17 protein-coding genes are annotated in these 18,465 nt (G+C 60.9%); 10 read left to right on the forward strand and 7 right to left on the reverse strand.

The window, feature by feature from the left end; genetic code table 11:
• Nucleotides 1-151 precede the first annotated feature (151 nt).
• From DWX25_RS04505 to DWX25_RS04515, 3 genes are all read left to right on the forward strand, one after another.
• A complete protein-coding gene (locus tag DWX25_RS04505; RefSeq protein WP_055252215.1) occupies nt 152-1,765 on the forward strand; it encodes a peptide chain release factor 3 in 1,614 nt (537 codons plus the stop codon).
• 156 nt (nt 1,766-1,921) lie between these two features.
• Entirely contained in the window at nt 1,922-2,644 is a 723-nt protein-coding gene (locus DWX25_RS04510) for a VUT family protein (RefSeq protein ID WP_233502109.1), read from the forward strand.
• A gap of 9 nt (nt 2,645-2,653) precedes the next feature.
• Nucleotides 2,654-3,334, forward strand: a complete 681-nt coding sequence (locus DWX25_RS04515; protein WP_117734570.1) for an SDR family NAD(P)-dependent oxidoreductase — start codon at nt 2,654-2,656, stop codon at nt 3,332-3,334.
• 50 nt (nt 3,335-3,384) lie between these two features.
• Here the strand turns inward: DWX25_RS04515 and DWX25_RS04520 are convergent, their stop codons facing one another.
• Nucleotides 3,385-4,110, reverse strand: a complete 726-nt coding sequence (locus DWX25_RS04520) for a uracil-DNA glycosylase (RefSeq protein ID WP_117734569.1) — start codon at nt 4,108-4,110, stop codon at nt 3,385-3,387.
• Between the two features lie 88 nt (nt 4,111-4,198).
• Nucleotides 4,199-5,101 (reverse strand): DMT family transporter, encoded by a 903-nt coding sequence (locus DWX25_RS04525; RefSeq protein WP_117734568.1) that lies wholly within the window; start codon nt 5,099-5,101, stop codon nt 4,199-4,201.
• A gap of 158 nt (nt 5,102-5,259) precedes the next feature.
• On the opposite strand from DWX25_RS04525, the gene DWX25_RS04530 reads away from it, so the two are divergent.
• A complete protein-coding gene (locus tag DWX25_RS04530) occupies nt 5,260-6,126 on the forward strand; it encodes a LysR family transcriptional regulator (protein ID WP_117807806.1) in 867 nt (288 codons plus the stop codon).
• 29 nt (nt 6,127-6,155) lie between these two features.
• Here DWX25_RS04530 and DWX25_RS04535 read toward each other — a convergent pair whose 3' ends face one another.
• Nucleotides 6,156-7,538: an MATE family efflux transporter gene (locus tag DWX25_RS04535; protein WP_117807804.1), complete on the reverse strand. Its 1,383-nt coding sequence runs from the start codon at nt 7,536-7,538 to the stop codon at nt 6,156-6,158.
• A 193-nt stretch (nt 7,539-7,731) separates the two neighbouring features.
• On the opposite strand from DWX25_RS04535, the gene DWX25_RS04540 reads away from it, so the two are divergent.
• Nucleotides 7,732-8,547, forward strand: coding sequence for a putative RNA methyltransferase (locus DWX25_RS04540; RefSeq protein ID WP_117734565.1), 816 nt, complete (start codon nt 7,732-7,734; stop codon nt 8,545-8,547).
• Between the two features lie 125 nt (nt 8,548-8,672).
• Here the strand turns inward: DWX25_RS04540 and DWX25_RS04545 are convergent, their stop codons facing one another.
• Nucleotides 8,673-9,074 (reverse strand): hypothetical protein, encoded by a 402-nt coding sequence (locus tag DWX25_RS04545; RefSeq protein WP_117734564.1) that lies wholly within the window; start codon nt 9,072-9,074, stop codon nt 8,673-8,675.
• 435 nt (nt 9,075-9,509) lie between these two features.
• On the opposite strand from DWX25_RS04545, the gene DWX25_RS04550 reads away from it, so the two are divergent.
• A complete protein-coding gene (locus DWX25_RS04550; protein WP_117734563.1) occupies nt 9,510-10,214 on the forward strand; it encodes a class I SAM-dependent methyltransferase in 705 nt (234 codons plus the stop codon).
• Nucleotides 10,215-10,262: 48 nt separating this feature from the next.
• Here DWX25_RS04550 and DWX25_RS04555 read toward each other — a convergent pair whose 3' ends face one another.
• On the reverse strand, nt 10,263-10,559 hold the full coding sequence (locus DWX25_RS04555; RefSeq protein WP_055310006.1) for a hypothetical protein: 297 nt from the start codon (nt 10,557-10,559) through the stop codon (nt 10,263-10,265).
• 76 nt (nt 10,560-10,635) lie between these two features.
• On the opposite strand from DWX25_RS04555, the gene DWX25_RS04560 reads away from it, so the two are divergent.
• The 4 genes from DWX25_RS04560 to DWX25_RS04575 all read left to right on the forward strand — a co-directional run bounded on the left by DWX25_RS04560 (nt 10,636) and on the right by DWX25_RS04575 (nt 16,528).
• Nucleotides 10,636-11,124 (forward strand): N-acetyltransferase, encoded by a 489-nt coding sequence (locus DWX25_RS04560; RefSeq protein WP_117734562.1) that lies wholly within the window; start codon nt 10,636-10,638, stop codon nt 11,122-11,124.
• 254 nt (nt 11,125-11,378) lie between these two features.
• Nucleotides 11,379-13,382 carry a translation factor GTPase family protein gene (locus tag DWX25_RS04565; protein ID WP_117798950.1) on the forward strand — a complete coding sequence of 668 codons (2,004 nt, stop codon included), beginning with the start codon at nt 11,379-11,381 and terminating at the stop codon, nt 13,380-13,382.
• A 46-nt stretch (nt 13,383-13,428) separates the two neighbouring features.
• Nucleotides 13,429-13,983, forward strand: coding sequence for a GNAT family N-acetyltransferase (locus DWX25_RS04570; RefSeq protein WP_117743304.1), 555 nt, complete (start codon nt 13,429-13,431; stop codon nt 13,981-13,983).
• 52 nt (nt 13,984-14,035) lie between these two features.
• The gene (locus DWX25_RS04575) at nt 14,036-16,528 is read left to right on the forward strand and encodes an excinuclease ABC subunit UvrA (protein ID WP_117807802.1); all 2,493 of its coding nucleotides are present in this window, start codon (nt 14,036-14,038) and stop codon (nt 16,526-16,528) included.
• Between the two features lie 29 nt (nt 16,529-16,557).
• Here the strand turns inward: DWX25_RS04575 and DWX25_RS04580 are convergent, their stop codons facing one another.
• Nucleotides 16,558-17,157 (reverse strand): tRNA (cytidine(34)-2'-O)-methyltransferase, encoded by a 600-nt coding sequence (locus DWX25_RS04580; RefSeq protein ID WP_117807800.1) that lies wholly within the window; start codon nt 17,155-17,157, stop codon nt 16,558-16,560.
• A gap of 101 nt (nt 17,158-17,258) precedes the next feature.
• A complete protein-coding gene (locus tag DWX25_RS04585) occupies nt 17,259-18,389 on the reverse strand; it encodes a GTP-binding protein (RefSeq protein WP_117807798.1) in 1,131 nt (376 codons plus the stop codon).
• Nucleotides 18,390-18,465 lie beyond the last annotated feature (76 nt).

Consider the following 18,465-nt stretch of genomic DNA (forward strand, 5'->3'; position numbering starts at 1 on the left):
TTACAGATCGAGACAGTCCTTGAGGCGGCTGCCCGGTGCACAGCGAGCTTGGCTGATGAATTTGTCCTGATAGGTGCCCTGTGGCGGGATTTCGCGGCTACAATAGTACGGTTTCAACGACGTAATGCACTCAATGCAAGAAAGGATCCGCATGGCAAGCCTGTCGGATGAAATCTCGTCGCGCCGCACATTCGCGATCATCAGCCACCCGGACGCCGGTAAGACCACGCTTACCGAGAAGCTGCTGCTCTATACCGGCAGCATCCAGACCGCCGGCTCGGTCAAGGGCAAGAGTTCGGCCAAGCATGCCGTCTCGGACTGGATGGACATCGAGAAGGAGCGCGGTATTTCCGTTACCTCCTCGGTACTGCAGTTCACCTACAACGGCGCCTGCGTCAACATCCTCGATACTCCCGGCCACCAGGACTTCTCGGAGGATACCTACCGTACCCTTATGGCCGCCGACGCCGCGGTCATGGTCATCGACGGCGCCAAGGGCGTCGAGGCCCAGACCAAAAAGCTCTTTAAGGTCTGCACGCTGCGCCACATTCCCATCTTTACCTTTGTGAACAAGCTCGACCACGAGGCCCGCGATCCGTTTGAGCTCATGGAAGAGATCGAGAACGTCCTGGGCATCAATACGTACCCCATGAACTGGCCAATCGGCAGCGGCCGTAACTTCCGCGGCGTGTTCGACCGTCAGACCCGTCGCGTCATCGCCTTTGAGGGCGACGGTCACGCCAACGCCACCAAGAAGGTCGCCGAGGTCGAGGCCGAGCTGGGCGACCCCGCCATGGATGAGCTTATTGGCGAGGAGAACCACAAGAACCTGATGGACGACATCGAGCTGCTCGATGGCGCCGGCGACGAGCTCGACCTGGATGCCGTGGCCTGCGGCAAGCTGAGCCCGGCGTTCTTTGGCTCGGCGCTCACCAACTTTGGCGTGGAGCCCTTCCTCAAGGAGTTCTTGCGCCTGGCCCCGACGCCGCGCGCCTATACCGATACGCTCACCAGCGAGCCGGTCGATCCGTGCCGCGACGACTTTAGCGGCTTTGTGTTTAAGATCCAGGCCAACATGGACAAGAACCACCGCGACCGTATCGCCTTTGTGCGCATTTGCTCGGGCAAGTTCGAGCGCGGCATGGATGCCTTCCACGTGCAGGGCAACCGTAAGCTCAAGCTTGCCACGGGCACGTCGATGATGGCCGATGACCGCGCCATCGTGGACGAGGCGTACGCGGGCGATATCGTAGGCCTGTTCGATCCGGGTATCTTTAGCATCGGCGACACCGTGTGCTCTGGCAAGCGCCACGTACAGTATCCGCAGATCCCGACGTTTGCCCCCGAGATGTTCGCCCGCATCACGCAGGTCGACACGCTCAAGCGCAAGCAGTTCGTGAAGGGCATGGAGGAGCTTGCCCAGGAGGGCGCCATCCAGATCTTCCGCGAGCTGGGTGCCGGCATGGAGAGCGTCATCGTGGGCGTGGTCGGCGTACTGCAGTTTGAGGTACTCGAGCGCCGCCTCAAGGCCGAATACCGTGTTGAGGTTCGTCGCCAGCCGCTGCCCTATACGGACATTCGCTGGATCCAGAACGACCCCGACACCATCGATATCCCGGGCCTTTCGCTCACGCGCGATACGCTGCGCGTCGAGGACATGCGCGGCGGCAAGCTGTTACTGTTCACGAGCCCGTGGAACGTGGACTGGGCAACCGACCACAATCCCGACCTTATCCTGTCGGAGTTTGGCAACGTAGCGTTTTAGTGTGCCGGCGCGGTGGCCCTGCGGGGCTGCCGCGCCGCTTGCTTGCCTGCCGCCGTGTGAGCGGCTATCATACCCACCGTCGCCTCAAGACCGTGGCGGCCGAGCAGTTCGGGTCCGATATCCTGCTCGTTAAACCTAAAACCAAAGGAGTACATAATGATCAAGAAGGTCATGGAGGACTACAAGGTCCTGTTGCGGAGCATTCCCGCGGCAACGGTTTCGCTGTTTATCGTGAGCGTTATCATGATGAACCTGCTGGCCAACAAAGAGCTTATCAGTCTGCCGTATCTGGCACTCGATTGCGGCTTTGTGGTGAGCTGGGTTTCGTTTTTGTGCCAGGACATGATTTGCAAGCGCTTTGGCGCCAAGGCATCCATCAAAATTTCTATCCTCGCGTTGGCGGTCAACCTGGCCGTGAGCCTGTGCTTTTGGGCATGCTCGCTCACGCCCGGCATGTGGGGCGCCTACTACGACACGGGTATGATCGAGGTCAACACTGCCCTTAACGCCACCATCGGTGGCACCTGGTATGTGGTGCTGGGCTCTTCGCTGGCAATGCTCGTCTCTGCCGTGGTTAACTCCACACTCAACCAGTCGCTCGGCCGCATGCTCAAAAAGAATAACTTTGCGAGCTTTGCCTTCCGCTCCTATGTGTCTACGGGTGTCGGCCAGTTTATCGACAACCTAGTCTTTGCCATTGTGGTGAGCCACACGTTCTTTGGTTGGACCTGGGTGCAGGTTCTTATGTGCTCGCTGACCGGCGCTGTTGCCGAGCTGCTGTGCGAGGTCTTCCTGAGCCCCGTGGGCTACAAGGTCGTGCGCAGCTGGGAGCGCGAGAATGTGGGCGCCGAGTACCTCAAGCGCCATGCAACCGCCTAAGGAGCAAGCATGCGGGTTTTGATCACGGGTGCTTCGGGTGGTATCGGAGCCGCGTGCGTGCAGCGCTTTTTGGACGAGGGCCACGAGGTCGTGGGCTTTGATCTGCTGCCGGCGGCGATCGAACACGAGCGCTACCGCCATCTGATCGTTGATGTCCGCGAGCCTGACTCGTTTCCAGGCGACCTTGAGCCACAGGTAATCGTGAACGTTGCCGGTGTGCAGGATTCGGCCGACGATATTGCCGCCAACTTGCGTGGCACCATCAACGTGACCGAGCGCTATGCCTTTGTGGGGGAGGGGCTTGCCGCCAAGCCGACACCGGCTATCAAATCCGTGGTCAATGTGGGGTCGGCGAGCGGGCATACGGGATCGGAGTTTCCCGACTATGCCGCCAGCAAGGGCGGCGTTATCGCCTACACCAAGAACCTTGCAAACCGCCTGGCGCCGCAGGCCATCGCCAACAGTGTGGACCCGGGTGGCGTGATCACGCCGCTCAACCGTTGCGTGATGGAAGACGAACACCTGTGGAGCCAGATTATGGAACTCACGCCGCTTAAGCGCTGGGCCACCGCCCAAGAGATCTCCGAGTGGATCTACTTTGTGGGCGTGACCAACCGGTTTATGACCGGGCAGAGCCTGCTGATCGATGGCGGCGAGGCCGGCCGCACGCAATTTATTTGGCCCGAATAGGAAACGCGCCCGATGGAAAGCTGTCGGGCGCGTTTTCGATGTATCGATTTTTATCCGAGCCAAGTCCAGTTAACGGGGGTCGAGCCGTGCTGTTCGAGTAACCGATTGGCAGCGGAGAAGGGACGCGACCCCATAAAAGCGGGGAGTTCTGCCGTGGCACGGTTGGCCGAAAGCGGCGAGGGGTGCGTAGAGGCCAGGCAGAACTTGTCGGTTGCCTTGCCCGCGCCGGTCGTGGCGAGCTTGCCTTCGACCATCTGCTGGGCAAAGCGGCCCCATGCCAAAAAGACTACCGGCTGGGGCAGCTGGTAGCAGCGTTCGATAATGTAGTCGGTCAGGGTACTCCAGCCCAGCTTGGCGTGCGAGTTCGCGGCATGCTCGCGCACGGTGAGCGTGGTGTTGAGGAGCAGGACGCCCTGCTGTGCCCATGGGGTTAGGTCTCCCGTGGAGGGAATGGGACAACCCAGATCGGCATTGAGTTCCTTGTAGATGTTGCGCAGGCTCGGCGGCAACTTGGTTTGCGTCGCGGGGACCGAGAACGACAGCCCCATGGCCTGGTTGGGTCCGTGATAGGGGTCTTGACCCAAGATGACAACCTTGACCTGGTCGGCCGGCGTGTAGGCGAGGGCATTGAGGATGTCGTCTTGTGCCGGGTAGATGGTCTGCTCGGCACGCAAAAGGGCGATACGCTCGAGCAGCTGGTTCGTAGTGTCACGTACCGGCTGCGGCGCATTGCCCAACCAAGTTGCTATGTTGAGGTCGCGGGTTGCGGTGTCCATGGGGCTCCTTTATGGCAGATGCTCTGTTGGCATCTATTGTAAAGGCGCACCGGTTGCCTTTATGCCACGGCTGTATGAAGAGCGGGGTCTACGAGACGTGCTCGGGCGCTCCTGCCATGCGAGCCTGTCCATGCGCGCGAAGGCGCGGAAGTTCGACGGTTGCCACCATGACGCCGGTGAGGATGAGGGCGGCACCAAAGAAGGCGATGGGGCTCAGGACTTCGCCGACCAGGAAGAACGAAAAGACGGCAGAGCATACCGGCTCGAGCGAGAAGGCGAAACCGGTGGTCTCGGCAGGCACATGGGGCTGCACGAGCGTTTGGGTGATAAAGCCGTAAGCAGAGCAGATGAGTGCGAGCGCAATGACGACCACGATCTCGCTGGGCGTACTGGGAAGCGTGAAGCCGCCAAAGGTGAATGCGGCGATGCCCGAGAACAAGCCGCCAAAGCCCAGCTGCCAAACGCCCAGAGCCAGCGGGTCGACATCTTCGACAAAGCGCTTCGCCACAATGATGTGTCCGGCGTAGACAAAGGCGGAGAGCAGCATGATGAGCGCGCCCGGGTTCAGGCTAGTGAAGTCGGCGCCCGAGAGCAGCAACATACCGCAGGTGACGATGGCGGTGCCGACGAGCACTTTGCGCTCGGGGGCGCGGCGCAGCAGGGCGGCGTTGGCAAACGGCACGATTACGACCGTCAGGCTCTGCAAAAAGCCGGCAGTGGAGGCAGAGGTGAGGCTGGAGCCCAGGCACATGCAGGTGAGCTCGGTTGCCATAATGGCGCCGATGATGGCGGCACGGACCATAAGGTCGCGGTTGATGCGCAACGCGTGCTTGTGGAAGAGCAGCAGGCAGACCACAAAGGCGATGATGCAGCGTAGCGCGACGATGCTCGTGGCGTTCATGCTGTCCATGCCGATCTTCATGAGGGGATACGAAAAGCCCCATGCGACGGGAACGGAAAATGAGAGCGCGATTGCTTTTTTGCGATCCATGGGACTCCTTTTGTTACAGAACGGTTTCGCAAAAAGGATTCTGCTCCCAGATATGGATGTAGTAAAGCGAATGTATCTTCAGTATGATTAAGAAATACTAATGTTGGCAGAAAAAGCCCTGGCAAAACGTTTTACGGCTGCATTGATGTGGAGGTGCGATGGCATCGCGGTATCAGATTGTTTGTATGGTGGTCGATCGCGGCAGTCTTAAGGGCGCGGCGGACGAGCTGGGCTATACGCAAAGTGCGGTGAGCCAGGCCGTCAAGGCACTCGAGCGCGAGCTGGGTACCACGCTTATCGAGCGCGGTAAGCAGGGCGTTTCGCTTACGCGCGACGGTAAACAATATCTGCCGTATCTGCGCCAGATTGTGACTGCCGAGGCTGAGCTCGAGGGCAAGCGCCAGGAGTTGCTGGGGCTTTCGTCGACCGATATTCGCATCGCGACGTTTACCAACGTGAGTCGAACCGTGTTACCGCGTGTGATCCGCGACTTTGGGGCGCTGCACCCGGGCGTACGCTTTACCCTTAAGCAGGGCGACTACACGCGCAACGCCCAATGGGTGCACGATGGCGTGGTCGATTTTTGCTTTACGGCACGCGGGTTTACCGCTGGCCTCGAGAAGCGCGTGGTCTATCACGACGAGTTGGTGGCACTGTTGCCTGTCGCGCATCCGCTGGCGGCAAAGGAAAAGGTGACACTCGCCGACCTGGCTTCCGAGCCGTTTGTGCTTCTGGATGAGGGCGAACAGAGCCTGGTGCTCGATGCATTCGCGGCGCATGGCCTGTCGCCGCACGTGACGAGCGAGGTCACCGACGACTACACCATCATGGCGATGGTGGAGGAGGGCCTAGGCGTGAGCATGCTCTACCGTCGTACTGTGGAGGGCATGCGTGCCGATATTCGCGTACGTCCCATCGTGCACGCCCCCTCGCGCGACGTAGTGGCGGCCTGGCGCAGCTGGGACACCATGCCCATCGCCACGAGGCACTTTATCGACTATATGAGCTCGCATATCGTCAATTAGCTGCCGATATGCCACCAAGTTGTGCATGTCTAGCACGCCCCGGTCTTGGCTTGTGCTAGACGGTAGGTGCGTGCCGGGTGGCAGAGTAGCACCGCCACGACCATAAAGAACGCCGTGGTGCCCAGGCTGATGGGGTAGACCATCATGATGTTCGCAAAGGTGCGGAAGTGCGGGAACACGCAGAACACCCAATAGAAGCGGATGCCGCAGACGCAGATCATGGTGATGAGGGCGGGCGTGAGCGAGATACCAAAGCCGCGCAGGTAGCCGGACATGTTTTCGTAGAACATGCTAAAGGCGTACGCCGGGAAGATCGAACACACGCGGATATAGCCGATCGAGACGATGTTGGGATCGCTGTTGAACAGCGACAAGATCTCGCGCCCCAGGCCGACAATAACGATAATTGTGGTGAGCGCGACGATACCGCCTTCGACCAGGCAGACCTTGAGCGTTTTGGTGCAGCGGTCGATCTGGCGGGCACCGTGGTTTTGTCCCACAAAGGTGGTGCAAGCCTGGCTAAAGCTGTTGAGCAGGTTGTAGCATACGTACTCCAAGCTCATGGCGGCGCTCGATGCCGCCATGACCTCGGTGCCCAGGCTGTTGATGGCGGACTGGATGATGATGTTGGCGACGGCAAAGACGGCGCTTTGGATGCCGGCGGGCAGGCCGATCTTGACGATGCGCTTGAGGGCGACGGGGTCGATAGCCAAGTCACGCGGGGTGACGCGGACGACAGAGTCGGTCTTGAGCAGGCGGATAAAGAGCGTAGCGGCGCTGACGGTGTAGGCGATGGCGGTGGCGATGGCGACGCCCGCGACGCCCCAGTGAAGTACGGGGACAAAGATGAGGTCCAGGCCAATGTTGAGGACGGTGGACACGGCAAGCGCCTGCAGCGGCATGCGGGTGATGCCGACGGAGCGGAAGATCGCGGCCTCAAAGTTGTAGAGCAAGATCGAGGGCATGCTGAGCAAAAAGACGCGCAGGTAGAGCGAAGCGAGCGGCATGGTTTCGGCAGGAACGTTGAGCGCGGCGAGCATGGGCTCGGCAAAGATCTCGCCCAGCGCGATGACGACAAAGCCCACGAGCGCCATTAAAACCGAGGTATGGACGGCACGTTTGACCATGTTCTGATCGTTGCGGCCGATAGCGTTGGCGATGACCACATTTGAGCCAAGCGACATGCCGATAAACAGGTTGAGCATAAGACTGGTAATCGGAACATTGGAGCCGACCGCTGCCATGGCAAGGGTTCCCTGGTCGCCCGAGAAGTTGCCGATGATGACCGTGGCGATGAGGTTCGATAGCTGTTCCAAGATGCTCGTGGCGGCCACGGGGAAGGCGAACAGGGGAATATTGCGCCACAGCGAGCCGGTGGTCATGTCAATGTGCTTAGATGCGGTATCGGCCATACACTCTCAATCTCTAATATGCTATTTCGTGCTTATTTGCGCAGACGATGATACTCCTAATGCAACCAGTCGGTACTTAGATAGTCGTTGGGACGTTCTTAAACGACTGGTCATTCAATAACGTCCCCGATGACTAGGTGGGGAAGGCGTGCGACAATGGTGGGCGTTGTGTTGTTCGCGCTAAGGAGTTGCCATGTTGTTGTGTCCCGTTTGCCATGAGCCGTTGGTGGACGACGAGCGCGGTGCTACATGCGCGGGCGGACACCGGTTTGACCGTGCGCGCGAGGGCTATCTCTATCTGCTGCGCTCGTCCAAGAGCGGCGACTCCATGGGCGATCCCAAGTCGCAGGCGCGCAGTCGTCGCGACTTTCTTAACCGCGGTTACTACGCGCCGTTGCGCGATGCGATGGTCGAGCTGGTGCGCAAGCAGGTGTCTGGACGTGCAACGTCTGCGAATGGCCCCATGACGCTGCTCGATATTTGCTGCGGCGAGGGCTACTACACCAGTGCCATGGGTGCGGTGCCGGGCGTGGATGCTTACGGTTTCGACCTGGGCAAAGAGATGGTGCGCCTGGCCGCCAAGCGCGGCGATGCGACCTATTTTGTGGCCAACATGAAGGATATCCCCGTGGCAGATGGCGCCTTCGATATGGTGACCGAGCTCTTTGCTCCCTTTAACGAGCGCGAGTTTGCTCGCGTGCTGGTGCCCGAGGGCTCGCTCTACACCGTGGTGCCGGGTGCCCATCACCTGTTTGGGCTCAAGGAGGTGCTCTACGACAGGCCATACCTCAATGACGAGAAGCTGCCGAAGACTACCGAGCTCGAGTTGGTCGGAACGCGGCGCGTGACAGCTTCTATCACCCTTCAGACCCAGGCCGACATCGAGGCGGTGTTCCAGATGACGCCGTACTACTACCGCACGCGCCCCGCCGACAAAGCACGCCTGGCAAACCTCGATACCCTTCAGACCGACATCGACTTCATCATCGCCGAGTACCGCCACAGCTAACCTACAAAAAAGGGACAGGTTTATTTTGGCGGGTTTTATCTGGGCTAACGTAAAGGGCCGACCGCGTTGCTGCGCGATCGGCCCTTTTTAGTTGCTTGGCTGCAGAGGTTATGAGAAGCGAGCGCTTACAGACGGTCCTTGTTTTCGGCCTTCACGGCGTGCGCCTGCTGAATAAAGAACAGGTCGTAGACCACGATGACAAAGGCGCCGATATTGACGGCGCTGCCGCCGAGCGCGGGAAGGGTAAGCACAGCCTGGACGAGCGTAGCGACCGCGGCAACGATACCGAGCTTAAACGCGCCATCCACCTGCGAAGGCTTGTTGGCACCCTTGATGCCCGCAACACCTGCGGCAAGATCGACAACGCCCTTGATAATCACAACGACAGCAGCGAGTATGGCGTTCGATCCGTAGATGGATTCAAATTTGCCGGTCGCGATGCCGGCGATTCCGATGACGAGGCTGGCGATGCCCAAAACAAAATAGATGAGGGCAAGGATTTTGAGTGTCTTGCGCGCGGCGCTCATAGGTAGTCCTTTCGATTCGGGCGCTGCCAGTCTGGCGCGTCCCATAAGCTGCACATATCGTGAAGCACATTGTAGTTCAACGTGACGGCGTGTGTGCTAGAAAGCGCTTCTCGCCTGTGCAGAGCAATCTTTCAAAAAGGAAAGCTGGACGTAAGCCAAATCGATGGCAGCACATGTGCGGCGCTGCGATGATGAGGTCGTGACAAGGAGTTGGTCTAAGGAGGAGCCATGATGTACGGAACAGGGCAAGTGCGCGAGCCGCGGTCGTTGGGAAGGCGCATGAGTGATTCTGTGATCGCTGCCGTATGCACGGGATTGATGGCGGTGCTTTGCATTGGGATGCTGTGGGCCATGTCGCATGTGGGACAATAGCGGACGGTTGAGTGCCGACAGGGGCGGCGCTCACGTATTCATTTTGCTTGTAAAGGAGTGCCCATGGGCGTCGTCGATCCCTTTTCTGTTGCTCGGGCCGCGGGGCTTGAGCTGACCGGGAAGCCCGAGGGCCTCACGCTCACCGACGGCGCGATGGAGCTGCGTGCCGATTTTGCCCGCATGCTTCCACGGCTCAAGCAGGGCCGTCTGCAGCAAGAGCTGCTGGTGAAGGCTGCGCGCACAAAAGGCATCGAGCAGCCATGGGCGATTGACGCCACGGCAGGCTTTGGCGAGGATTCGCTGCTGCTGGCCGCCACGGGCTTTACCGTCGATCTGTATGAACAGGATTGCGTGATTGCGGCATTGCTCAAGGATGCCTTGGACCGCGCGGCGGATGATCCGGCGCTTGCGGCTGCCGTGGCACGCATGCGCTTGCATGCGGGCGAGGACAGCATTGCCGGCCTTCGCCATACGGCTGAGCTGGTCGAGCGCGGTGAGCTCGCGGCTCCCGATGTGGTGTATTTGGACCCCATGTTTCCCGAGCGCACCAAGAGCGCGGCGGTTAAAAAGAAGTTCCAGCTCTTGCACCATTTGGAGCAGCCGTGTGCCGATGAGGAGACGCTGGTCGAGGCTGCTCTTGCGTCGTGCCCGCGCAAGGTTGTTATCAAGCGGCCAGTGAAGGGGCCGCTGCTTGCCGGCGTTAAGCCGAGCTATCAGCTTGCGGGCAAGGCCGTTCGCTACGATGTTTTGGTGCCGCCGCGCCCGTAGCTTGCGTGCGATGGTTGGCGCTCCGTCAGTGCCGTGCCGATGCGGCGTCTATTTCCATGGATGCGACGTCAGATGCCAGCCGCCGCAGTACTCGCATTTGTAGCAGGCCAGCCCGCGGCGTCCGCGGTTTTCGCAGTCAGCCATAACTGCCTCGGCCTCGGCGCGCGTGTCGTAACGGTTTTTTCGCTCGCACGACTTGTAGCGCCAGGCCTCATCTCGCTCGGCGTCCAGGGCGTCGCGGCGCTCATCCTCGCGCGCAAACAGGTCGCTCATATCGCCGCCCGTAGCAGCGCCCAAAAACTCGCTTTTGGCCTTTGACCAGGCGGCTCGCTTTTTGCTCCCCATCTGCTTCGTGTCCTTTCCAAACGCTGGTATCATTGCTCAATCAAAGTGATACCAATAAACGTGAGGTCGCCGCGTGATGATCAGAAAAACCCTCGATACCGACATTCCTGCCGTCATGGCCATCTATGACGTCGCCCGCGCCTTTATGCGCGCGCATGGCAACGCCACGCAGTGGCCCGAGGGCACGCCTTCGGCCGAGCAGCTGACTGCCGATATCGCCGCCGGCGGCAGCTATGTGTGCGAAGTCGACGGTCGCGTGGTGGCGACGTTTGCCTTTTTGCCGGGCCCGGACGAGTGCTATGACGTCATCGAGGACGGTCAGTGGCGTAGCGACACTCCGTACGCCGTGCTGCACCGCGTGGCGTCCGACGGCACCGTGCACGGTATCGCGGCCGCGATGTTTGCCTTTGCCAAGGAGCGTGCCGACCATCTGCGTATCGATACGCACGCGGACAACCTGCCCATGCAGGGTGCGAGCATGAAGGCGGGGTTCGAGCGCGCCGGAGTCGTGTATGTGTCGGACGGCACGCCGCGTGTTGCGTTCGACTGGCTGCGCGAGGCATAAGAGCGAGGACGCGTATCAACAATCCATGTACATGAAAATGGCCCCGGGCGGGGCCATTTTCGTTCGATGCGCTGTTTTGCAAGCCGGCTTTCGCAAGGCGCGAACCTGCGAAAATCGCCGCGCGGCAACGCGGGGCGATGAGCTCGGTCGGGGGATAGGGCCCGCTTCGCCCGCCGGCCCGTAAATTGTATCATCCAGTGTGGAACGAGGGTGCCCGTTGCCACGTGCGATGGGCTTGCAATAAGAGGAGAGCCATGTCGAAGCAAGCGGTCGTTGGAATCTTGGCGCATGTCGATGCCGGCAAGACTACGCTGGCCGAGGCCATGCTGTTCAACGCAGGTCGCATTCGCAAGCGCGGCCGTGTGGACGACGGCGACTCGCACCTGGATACCAACGCTATCGAACGCGAGCGCGGCATCACGATTTTCTCGTCGCAGGCCGTGCTCGACCACGGAGATGCCCACGTCATGCTCGTGGATGCACCGGGGCATGTCGATTTTTCTGCCGAGGCAGAGCGCACATTGCGCGCGCTCGACTACGCGATTTTGGTTGTGGGCGCCAACGACGGCGTGCAGGGACACACCGAAACCCTGTGGCGCCTGCTTGCGCGCTATGACATCCCGACGTTCGTCTTTATCAACAAAATTGATTTGGAGAATCCCGGCCGCGATGTTTTGCTGGCGCAACTTGGGCAGCGTCTTTCCGAGGGCTGCCTGGATGCCAGCGAACTGCTGGCGGGCGGTGCCGCTTGGGAGGACGCTGCCGCGTTGGACGAGGCGGCGCTCGAGGAGTTTCTTGAGACGGGTGAGCTTTCCGTTGCAACGCTGTCGCGCATGGTTGCCGAGCGCAGGCTCTTTCCCTGCTTTGCCGGCTCGGCGCTCAAGGACCAAGGCGTGGGCGAGCTGCTGGATGGCATGTGTACACTGATGCGTGAACAGGCGTGGGCCCCGGAGTTCGCCGCGCGTGTCTATCGTGTCAGCCGAGGCGTTCGTGGCGAGCGCTTGGCTTGGGTTAAAGTGACCGGCGGCGCGCTACGTGCAAAACAGATGATCGAGGGGCGCTCCGGTGCCGAGGTATGGGGGCAGAAAGTCGATCAGGTGCGCATCTATAACGGAGAGAAGTACGAGCTCGCCCAGGAAGTTGCTGCTGGCGGTATTTGTGCCGTGACGGGTCTTGCGCACGTTCGCCCGGGGGATGCCTTGGGTGCGGAGCCCGGGTGCGATGCACCCGTCATTGCGCCGGTCCTCACCTATACGGTGCTACCGGGCGAACATGATGTCCATGCGGTGTTTAAAGCGCTGATCGAGCTGGCGGACGAAGACCCCATGCTCGGCGTAAGCTGGAACACGCATCTTGAGCAGATTCACTTGCAGTTGATGGGCGCCGTGCAGCTTGAAGTCGTGCAGCGGGTGTTGGCCGATCGCTTTGGCCTTGCGGTCGAGTTTGAGCCTGGCGGCATTCTCTATAAGGAGACTATTTCGCAGCCGGTCGAGGGCGTGGGCCACTTTGAGCCACTGCGCCACTATGCCGAGGTGCATCTGCGCCTGGAGCCGTTGCCAGCGGGTTCGGGCGTGCAGTTTGGGACCGTGACCTCGACCGACGAGCTCGATCTTAACTGGCAGCGTTTGGCACTCACCAACGCCATGGAGCGCGATCACCTGGGCGTGCTGACCGGCTCGCCCATCACCGATGTGCGCATTGCGCTCACGGGCGGCCGTGCGCATGCCAAACATACCGAGGGCGGCGATTTTCGCCAGGCCACGTACCGCGCGATTCGCCAGGGTTTGATGCAGGCGCGTGAGGCCGGCGCGGCGGTGCTGTTGGAGCCGTGGTACCACTTTGAGCTCGAGGTGCCGGGGGAGTGCGTGGGCAGGGCGTTGTCAGACGCTACGCGCATGGGTGCCGAGTACGAGCCGCCGACGATAACAGGCGACCGGGCGAAGCTTGTGGGTCGCGTGCCGGCATCCGAAGTGCAGGATTATGCGCTGGAGGTGGCTGCCTACACGAGCGGTCGCGGTCATCTGTACCTGGAGTTCGCCGGCTATTCGGCTTGCCATGATGCCGAGCGCGTAATCGAGACGGCCGCCTATGAGCCCGAGGCCGATCTGCCCAACACGCCCGACTCGGTCTTTTGCTCTCACGGCGCCGGTTACACGGTCAAATGGTACGACGTGCCCGCCGCGGCGCACGTAAAGGTCGATCCCGCCACCTTCCGTCCCTATCGCCCCGCCGACGCGGAATTTTTCGGCTACATGTGACAAAGGGACAGTCCCTTTGTCACATCGATAATTGAGAGGTTGAAACGTGGTGATTCATACTGAGCGCTTGGTGCTTCGTCCGTGGCGCGAGACGGATGCGGCGAGCCTGTTTGCATACGCGAGCGACCCGGACGTGGGGCCGGCTGCGGGCTGGCCACCCCATCGAAGCATTGAGGAAAGCAGAGAGATCATTCAGACGGTCTTTACGGCGCCCCATACCTTTGCCATTTGCCTGCCCGAGACAGACGAGCCCGTGGGCAGCATTGGACTCATGCCGCCGCGCTGCGAATCGAACGGCCAAAGCGTTGGACTTGAGCTCGAGGTGGGGTATTGGATCGCCAAGCCGTTTTGGGGTCGAGGCTTTGCTCCGGAAGCAGTGCGAGCTATGCAACGCTATGCGTTTGAAACGCTTGGCTGCAAGGCGCTTTGGTGCGGATACTATGAGGGCAATAACAAGTCGTTACGCGTCCAACAAAAATGTGGGTTCGTGCCACATCACGTTGAGCGCGACGTGCCCTGCGAGCTTATGGGCGATGTGCGTACCGAGTACTTTACCTATTTGACCTGCGAAGACTGGCGCGGGCGAGCACAGTGCGAGTAACGTGACAAAGGGACAGTCCCTTTGCCACGTTCGGCTAACAGGAAGGGGAGCGATGACGGTGTCGCAACAACCAAGTGCTATCGAGGTACGCGGTGCGCGCGTCCATAACCTCAAAGACATCGATATCGATATTCCGCTGGGAAAGCTGGTGGGTATTGCCGGCGTATCGGGTTCGGGCAAGAGCTCGCTGGCGCTGGGGGTTCTTTATGCCGAGGGCTCGCGTCGCTACTTGGAGGCGCTCAGCACCTATACTCGACGTCGCCTGACGCAAGCCGAGCACGCCCAGGTGGACGAGGTGCTGCACGTGCCGGCGGCGCTCGCATTGCATCAGCGCCCCAGCGTGCCGGGCGTGCGCTCGACCTTTGGCACCATGACCGAGCTCAACAACAGCCTGCGTCTGCTCTTTAGCCGCTGCGCCCATCACGTTTGCCCGCACTGCGGGACGCGCGTGGAGCCGAGCCTTAACGTCGCCGCGGGCCTGTCGCTCGCGTGCCCCGCATGCGGCCGTGAATTCTACGCGCCGAGTGCCGAGGACCTTGCCTTTAACAGCGGCGGCGCGTGTCCTACCTGCGGCGGTACCGGCGTCATGCGCGAGGTGGACGAGGCGAGCCTGGTGCCCGACGAGTCAAAGACTATCAACGAGGGCGCGGTGCTTCCTTGGGGCACACTCATGTGGGATCTGATGAAGCAGGTAGCCGGCGAGATGGGCGTGCGTACCGACGTGCCGTTTAGCCAGCTCACGCCTCAAGAGCGCGATATCGTGTTCCATGGTCCGGCGGTTAAGAAGCACATTCTCTACGTTCCCAAAAACGGCGAGGGTGCCACGCCGCTCGACTTTACCTATTACAACGCCGTCTATACCGTTGAGAATGCGCTCGCCAAGGTTAAGGACGACAAGGGGCTCAAGCGCGTTGCACGCTTTTTGCACGAGGGGCCGTGCCGCGACTGCGGAGGCACGCGTCTTTCCGAAGCCGCGCGCCAGTCTCAGGTGCGCGGTATCAATCTGGCGCAGGCGGCGGCCATGACGCTGGGCGAGGCGATTGAGTGGGTGCGTGGGGTGCCCGCATCCTTGCCGACCGAGATGCGGCCCATGGCGACGGACATCTGCGATTCGTTTTTGAGTACGGCTCGCCGCCTGGTTGACCTGGGCCTCGATTACCTTTCGCTCGACCGCGCCGGTGCCACGCTCTCCACGGGTGAGCGCCAGCGTGTGCAGCTAGCCCGTGTGGTGCGCAACCGATCGACGGGCGTGCTGTATGTGCTGGACGAGCCTTCGATCGGCTTGCATCCTGCCAATGTCGACGGCCTGGTGGGCGTAATGCGCGATCTGGTGGATGACGGCAACACCGTGGTTGTTGTCGACCACGATACACGTGTGCTGGTGGAGGCTGATTATCTGGTCGAGATGGGCCCCGTTGCCGGAGCAGGCGGCGGCAACGTAATCGCCGCTGGTACGGTAGACGAGGTCGAGCAATCGCAGGACAGCCGTATCGCGCCGTTTTTGCGCGCCGAGCCCAAGCGCTTGCGTCCGCAGGTGACTGACGACGAAATGTTCGACCAGGGTCATATCCGCATGGCGACCGATACCATCCATACCGTCAAGCCACTCGAAGTCGATATCCCGCGCGGCCGTCTCGTCGCGGTTACGGGTGTTTCGGGTTCAGGCAAGACGACGTTGGTACTCGAGACGCTCATCCCGGCACTTAAGGCGCAGGCAGCCGGCGAGCGCCTGCCGCGCCACGTGCGCTGGATCGATGCCGAGGGCATTGCACGTGCCAACCTGATTGACGCCACGCCCATCGGTGCCAACGTGCGCTCGACGGTAGCGACCTATGCCGACATCCATGATGAGCTGCGCCGCGCCTTCGCCCGTACGCCCGAGGCCAAGGCAGCCGGCTACAAGGCGGGCGCCTTTAGCTACAATACCGGCGCCTTGCGCTGCCCTACGTGTGATGGCACGGGCTCGATATCGCTCGACGTGCAGTTTTTGCCCGATGTCGAAATCGTCTGCCCGGCATGTCGCGGCTCACGTTATGCAGACGCGGCTTCGCATATCCATCGCGAGGGAAAGGACGGCAGCCTGCTTACGTTGCCGCAACTTATGGATATGAGCGTGGATGAGGCCCTCGACGCGACCGTCGGACTCAAGAAAGTTCAGGCACGCCTGCAGACGCTTCACGATCTGGGGCTGGGATACCTGACACTTGGCGAGCCCACGCCGGCGCTTTCGGGCGGCGAGGCGCAGCGCCTTAAGCTTGCGAGTGAGATGGGCCGCGTGCAGGACGATGCCGTATTCGTATTCGACGAGCCCACGATTGGTCTGCATCCGCTCGATGTTCAGGTGTTGCTGAGTGTGTTTGATGGCCTTGTTGCCAAGGGCGCCACGGTTATCGTGATCGAGCACGACCTCGACCTTATCCGTAATGCCGATTACGTGATCGACATGGGCCCGGGCGGCGGCGACGCGGGCGGGCAAATCGTCTGCACCGGTACGCCGGGCGACATCGCTGCCTGCTCCGCAAGCATCACCGGCCGCTACCTCTAACCGAATGTGACAAAGGGACGGTCCCTTTGTCACATTCCGGGAAAGCCTGTCTGACGCAGGGCCTCGTAGAGGACGATGGCGGCGCTGTTGGAGAGGTTGAGGGCGCTGATGCGGTAGTCGTCCGGGTCTACAAAGTTGCCGCAGATATCCTGCCGAAGGATGGCCTCGTGGCTGTCCTCGGTATGCCCGAGCGCCTCCTCGTGGGCCTCCCAGACTTCGGCGTTATCGAGCGAATCACAGTCGCGCAGCATGGGAATGCGCTCGCAGCATGCGGGCGCCGCAGCAAGCAGGTCTTCGGGAATCCCCGAGCTCTCGCTGCCAAAGACCAGATAGTCACCGTCGCGGTAGGTGCTTTGCGCATAGGTGCGGCGCGCCTTTTTGGTCAGCAGATGCAGGCGCTCGTCGGCGGGGGAGAGACCATTGCGCGTAAGGAAATCCTTCCAGCCGGCATATGTCGTCACGTCCAAGTTTTGCCAGTAGCCCAGACCGGCGCGACGCACCGTCTTGTCGTCGAGCGAAAAGCCCAGCGGCTCTACCAGGTGCAAGCGAGTGCCAGTGACCACGCAGGTACGGCCGATATTGCCCGTATTGGCCGGAATCTCGGGCGCATACAGCACGATATTGAACATGAATCTCCTTGGCTCAGAATGAAAAACCACCACGAAGGGGACAGGCACCTTCGTGGTGGTTTGGCGGTTACGTGGGCGGAAAAATGCTAGCTTCGTTAAACCTAGGCGCGGTGCCAGTCGGTCAGGCAGGCATCGAGCGCGGCGATGAGCGCGTCCTTGTCCATATGACGGCCGATGATGCACAGGCTCGTCATGCGGTCGCCCATCTCGTCGTCCCAAATCTGCATGATCTCGGGGTTCTCGTCGATAATCTTTTGCTTCTCGCCCTCGGGCGCAGAATCGACAAACAGCCCGTTCTCCATCAGGCGCATCTGGTGGCCGGCCTGCTCAAACATGTAGCACATGTCCGGATCGCCGGTCTGCCACAGCGGACCCTTAACGCGAATGACCTCGCTGGGCCACTCCTGCTCAATAAAATCGGTGAACTTCTGCAGGTCAAACGGCTTGCGGCGCGAGTATACAAAGGTCTCGATGTCGTACTCGAGTACCTCGGGGTCGTCGTGCTCCTCGGGATGCTCCATGGCCTCGATCCAAGCGGCGGAGTTGTAGGCGCGCATAAAGTCGAAGCGGTCGGTATCGAGCAGCTCCTCCATGGGGACCTCGCCGTTTTGGGCCTCGACAATCACGGCGTCCTTCTGCAGGCTGCGCACGATGGCCTTGAGCTCGGCGATCTGCTCAGGCGTGACGGTATCGGTCTTGTTGAGGATCAGCGTGGAGCAAAACTCGATCTGCTGGATGAGCAGGCTCTCGATGTCGTCCTCGTCGATATCCTCGGCCAGCAGGTCGCGACCGCCGTTGAACTCGTCGTACATGCGGGCGCAGTCGACCACGGCCACGATGTTGTCGAGCGCGAGCTTGGGCTCGTCGCCCACCTTGGCCTCGTCGCAGAAGCTCGAGATGGTGTAGGCGATGGGGATAGGCTCGCAAATACCCGAGGCCTCGATGATGATGTAGTCGAACTTGCCCGAATCGGCGATGCCCTGCAGCTGGTTGGCCAAGTCGTCCGAAAGCGTGCAGCAAATGCAGCCGTTGGTGAGCGGGATGAGGTCGTCGGTCTCGGAAAGGCCGCCGTCGGCGATGAGGCTGGCGTCGACGTTGATCTCGCCGATATCGTTGACGATCACGGCGGCGCGGATGCCGCCGTCGTTGGCGAGGATGTGGTTGAGCAGCGTGGTCTTGCCGGCACCGAGGTATCCGGTAAGCATGATGATCTTCACGGGCTTGTTGGGCATGTGCCCTCCTTTGTTAGACATGGCTTACAGCTGAATCTTATGCCAAACGCCTGCTCTTATACCCACGCACGGGCAA

The organism is Collinsella sp. AF18-8LB, from assembly GCF_003459795.1.
GTDB lineage: Bacteria > Actinomycetota > Coriobacteriia > Coriobacteriales > Coriobacteriaceae > Collinsella.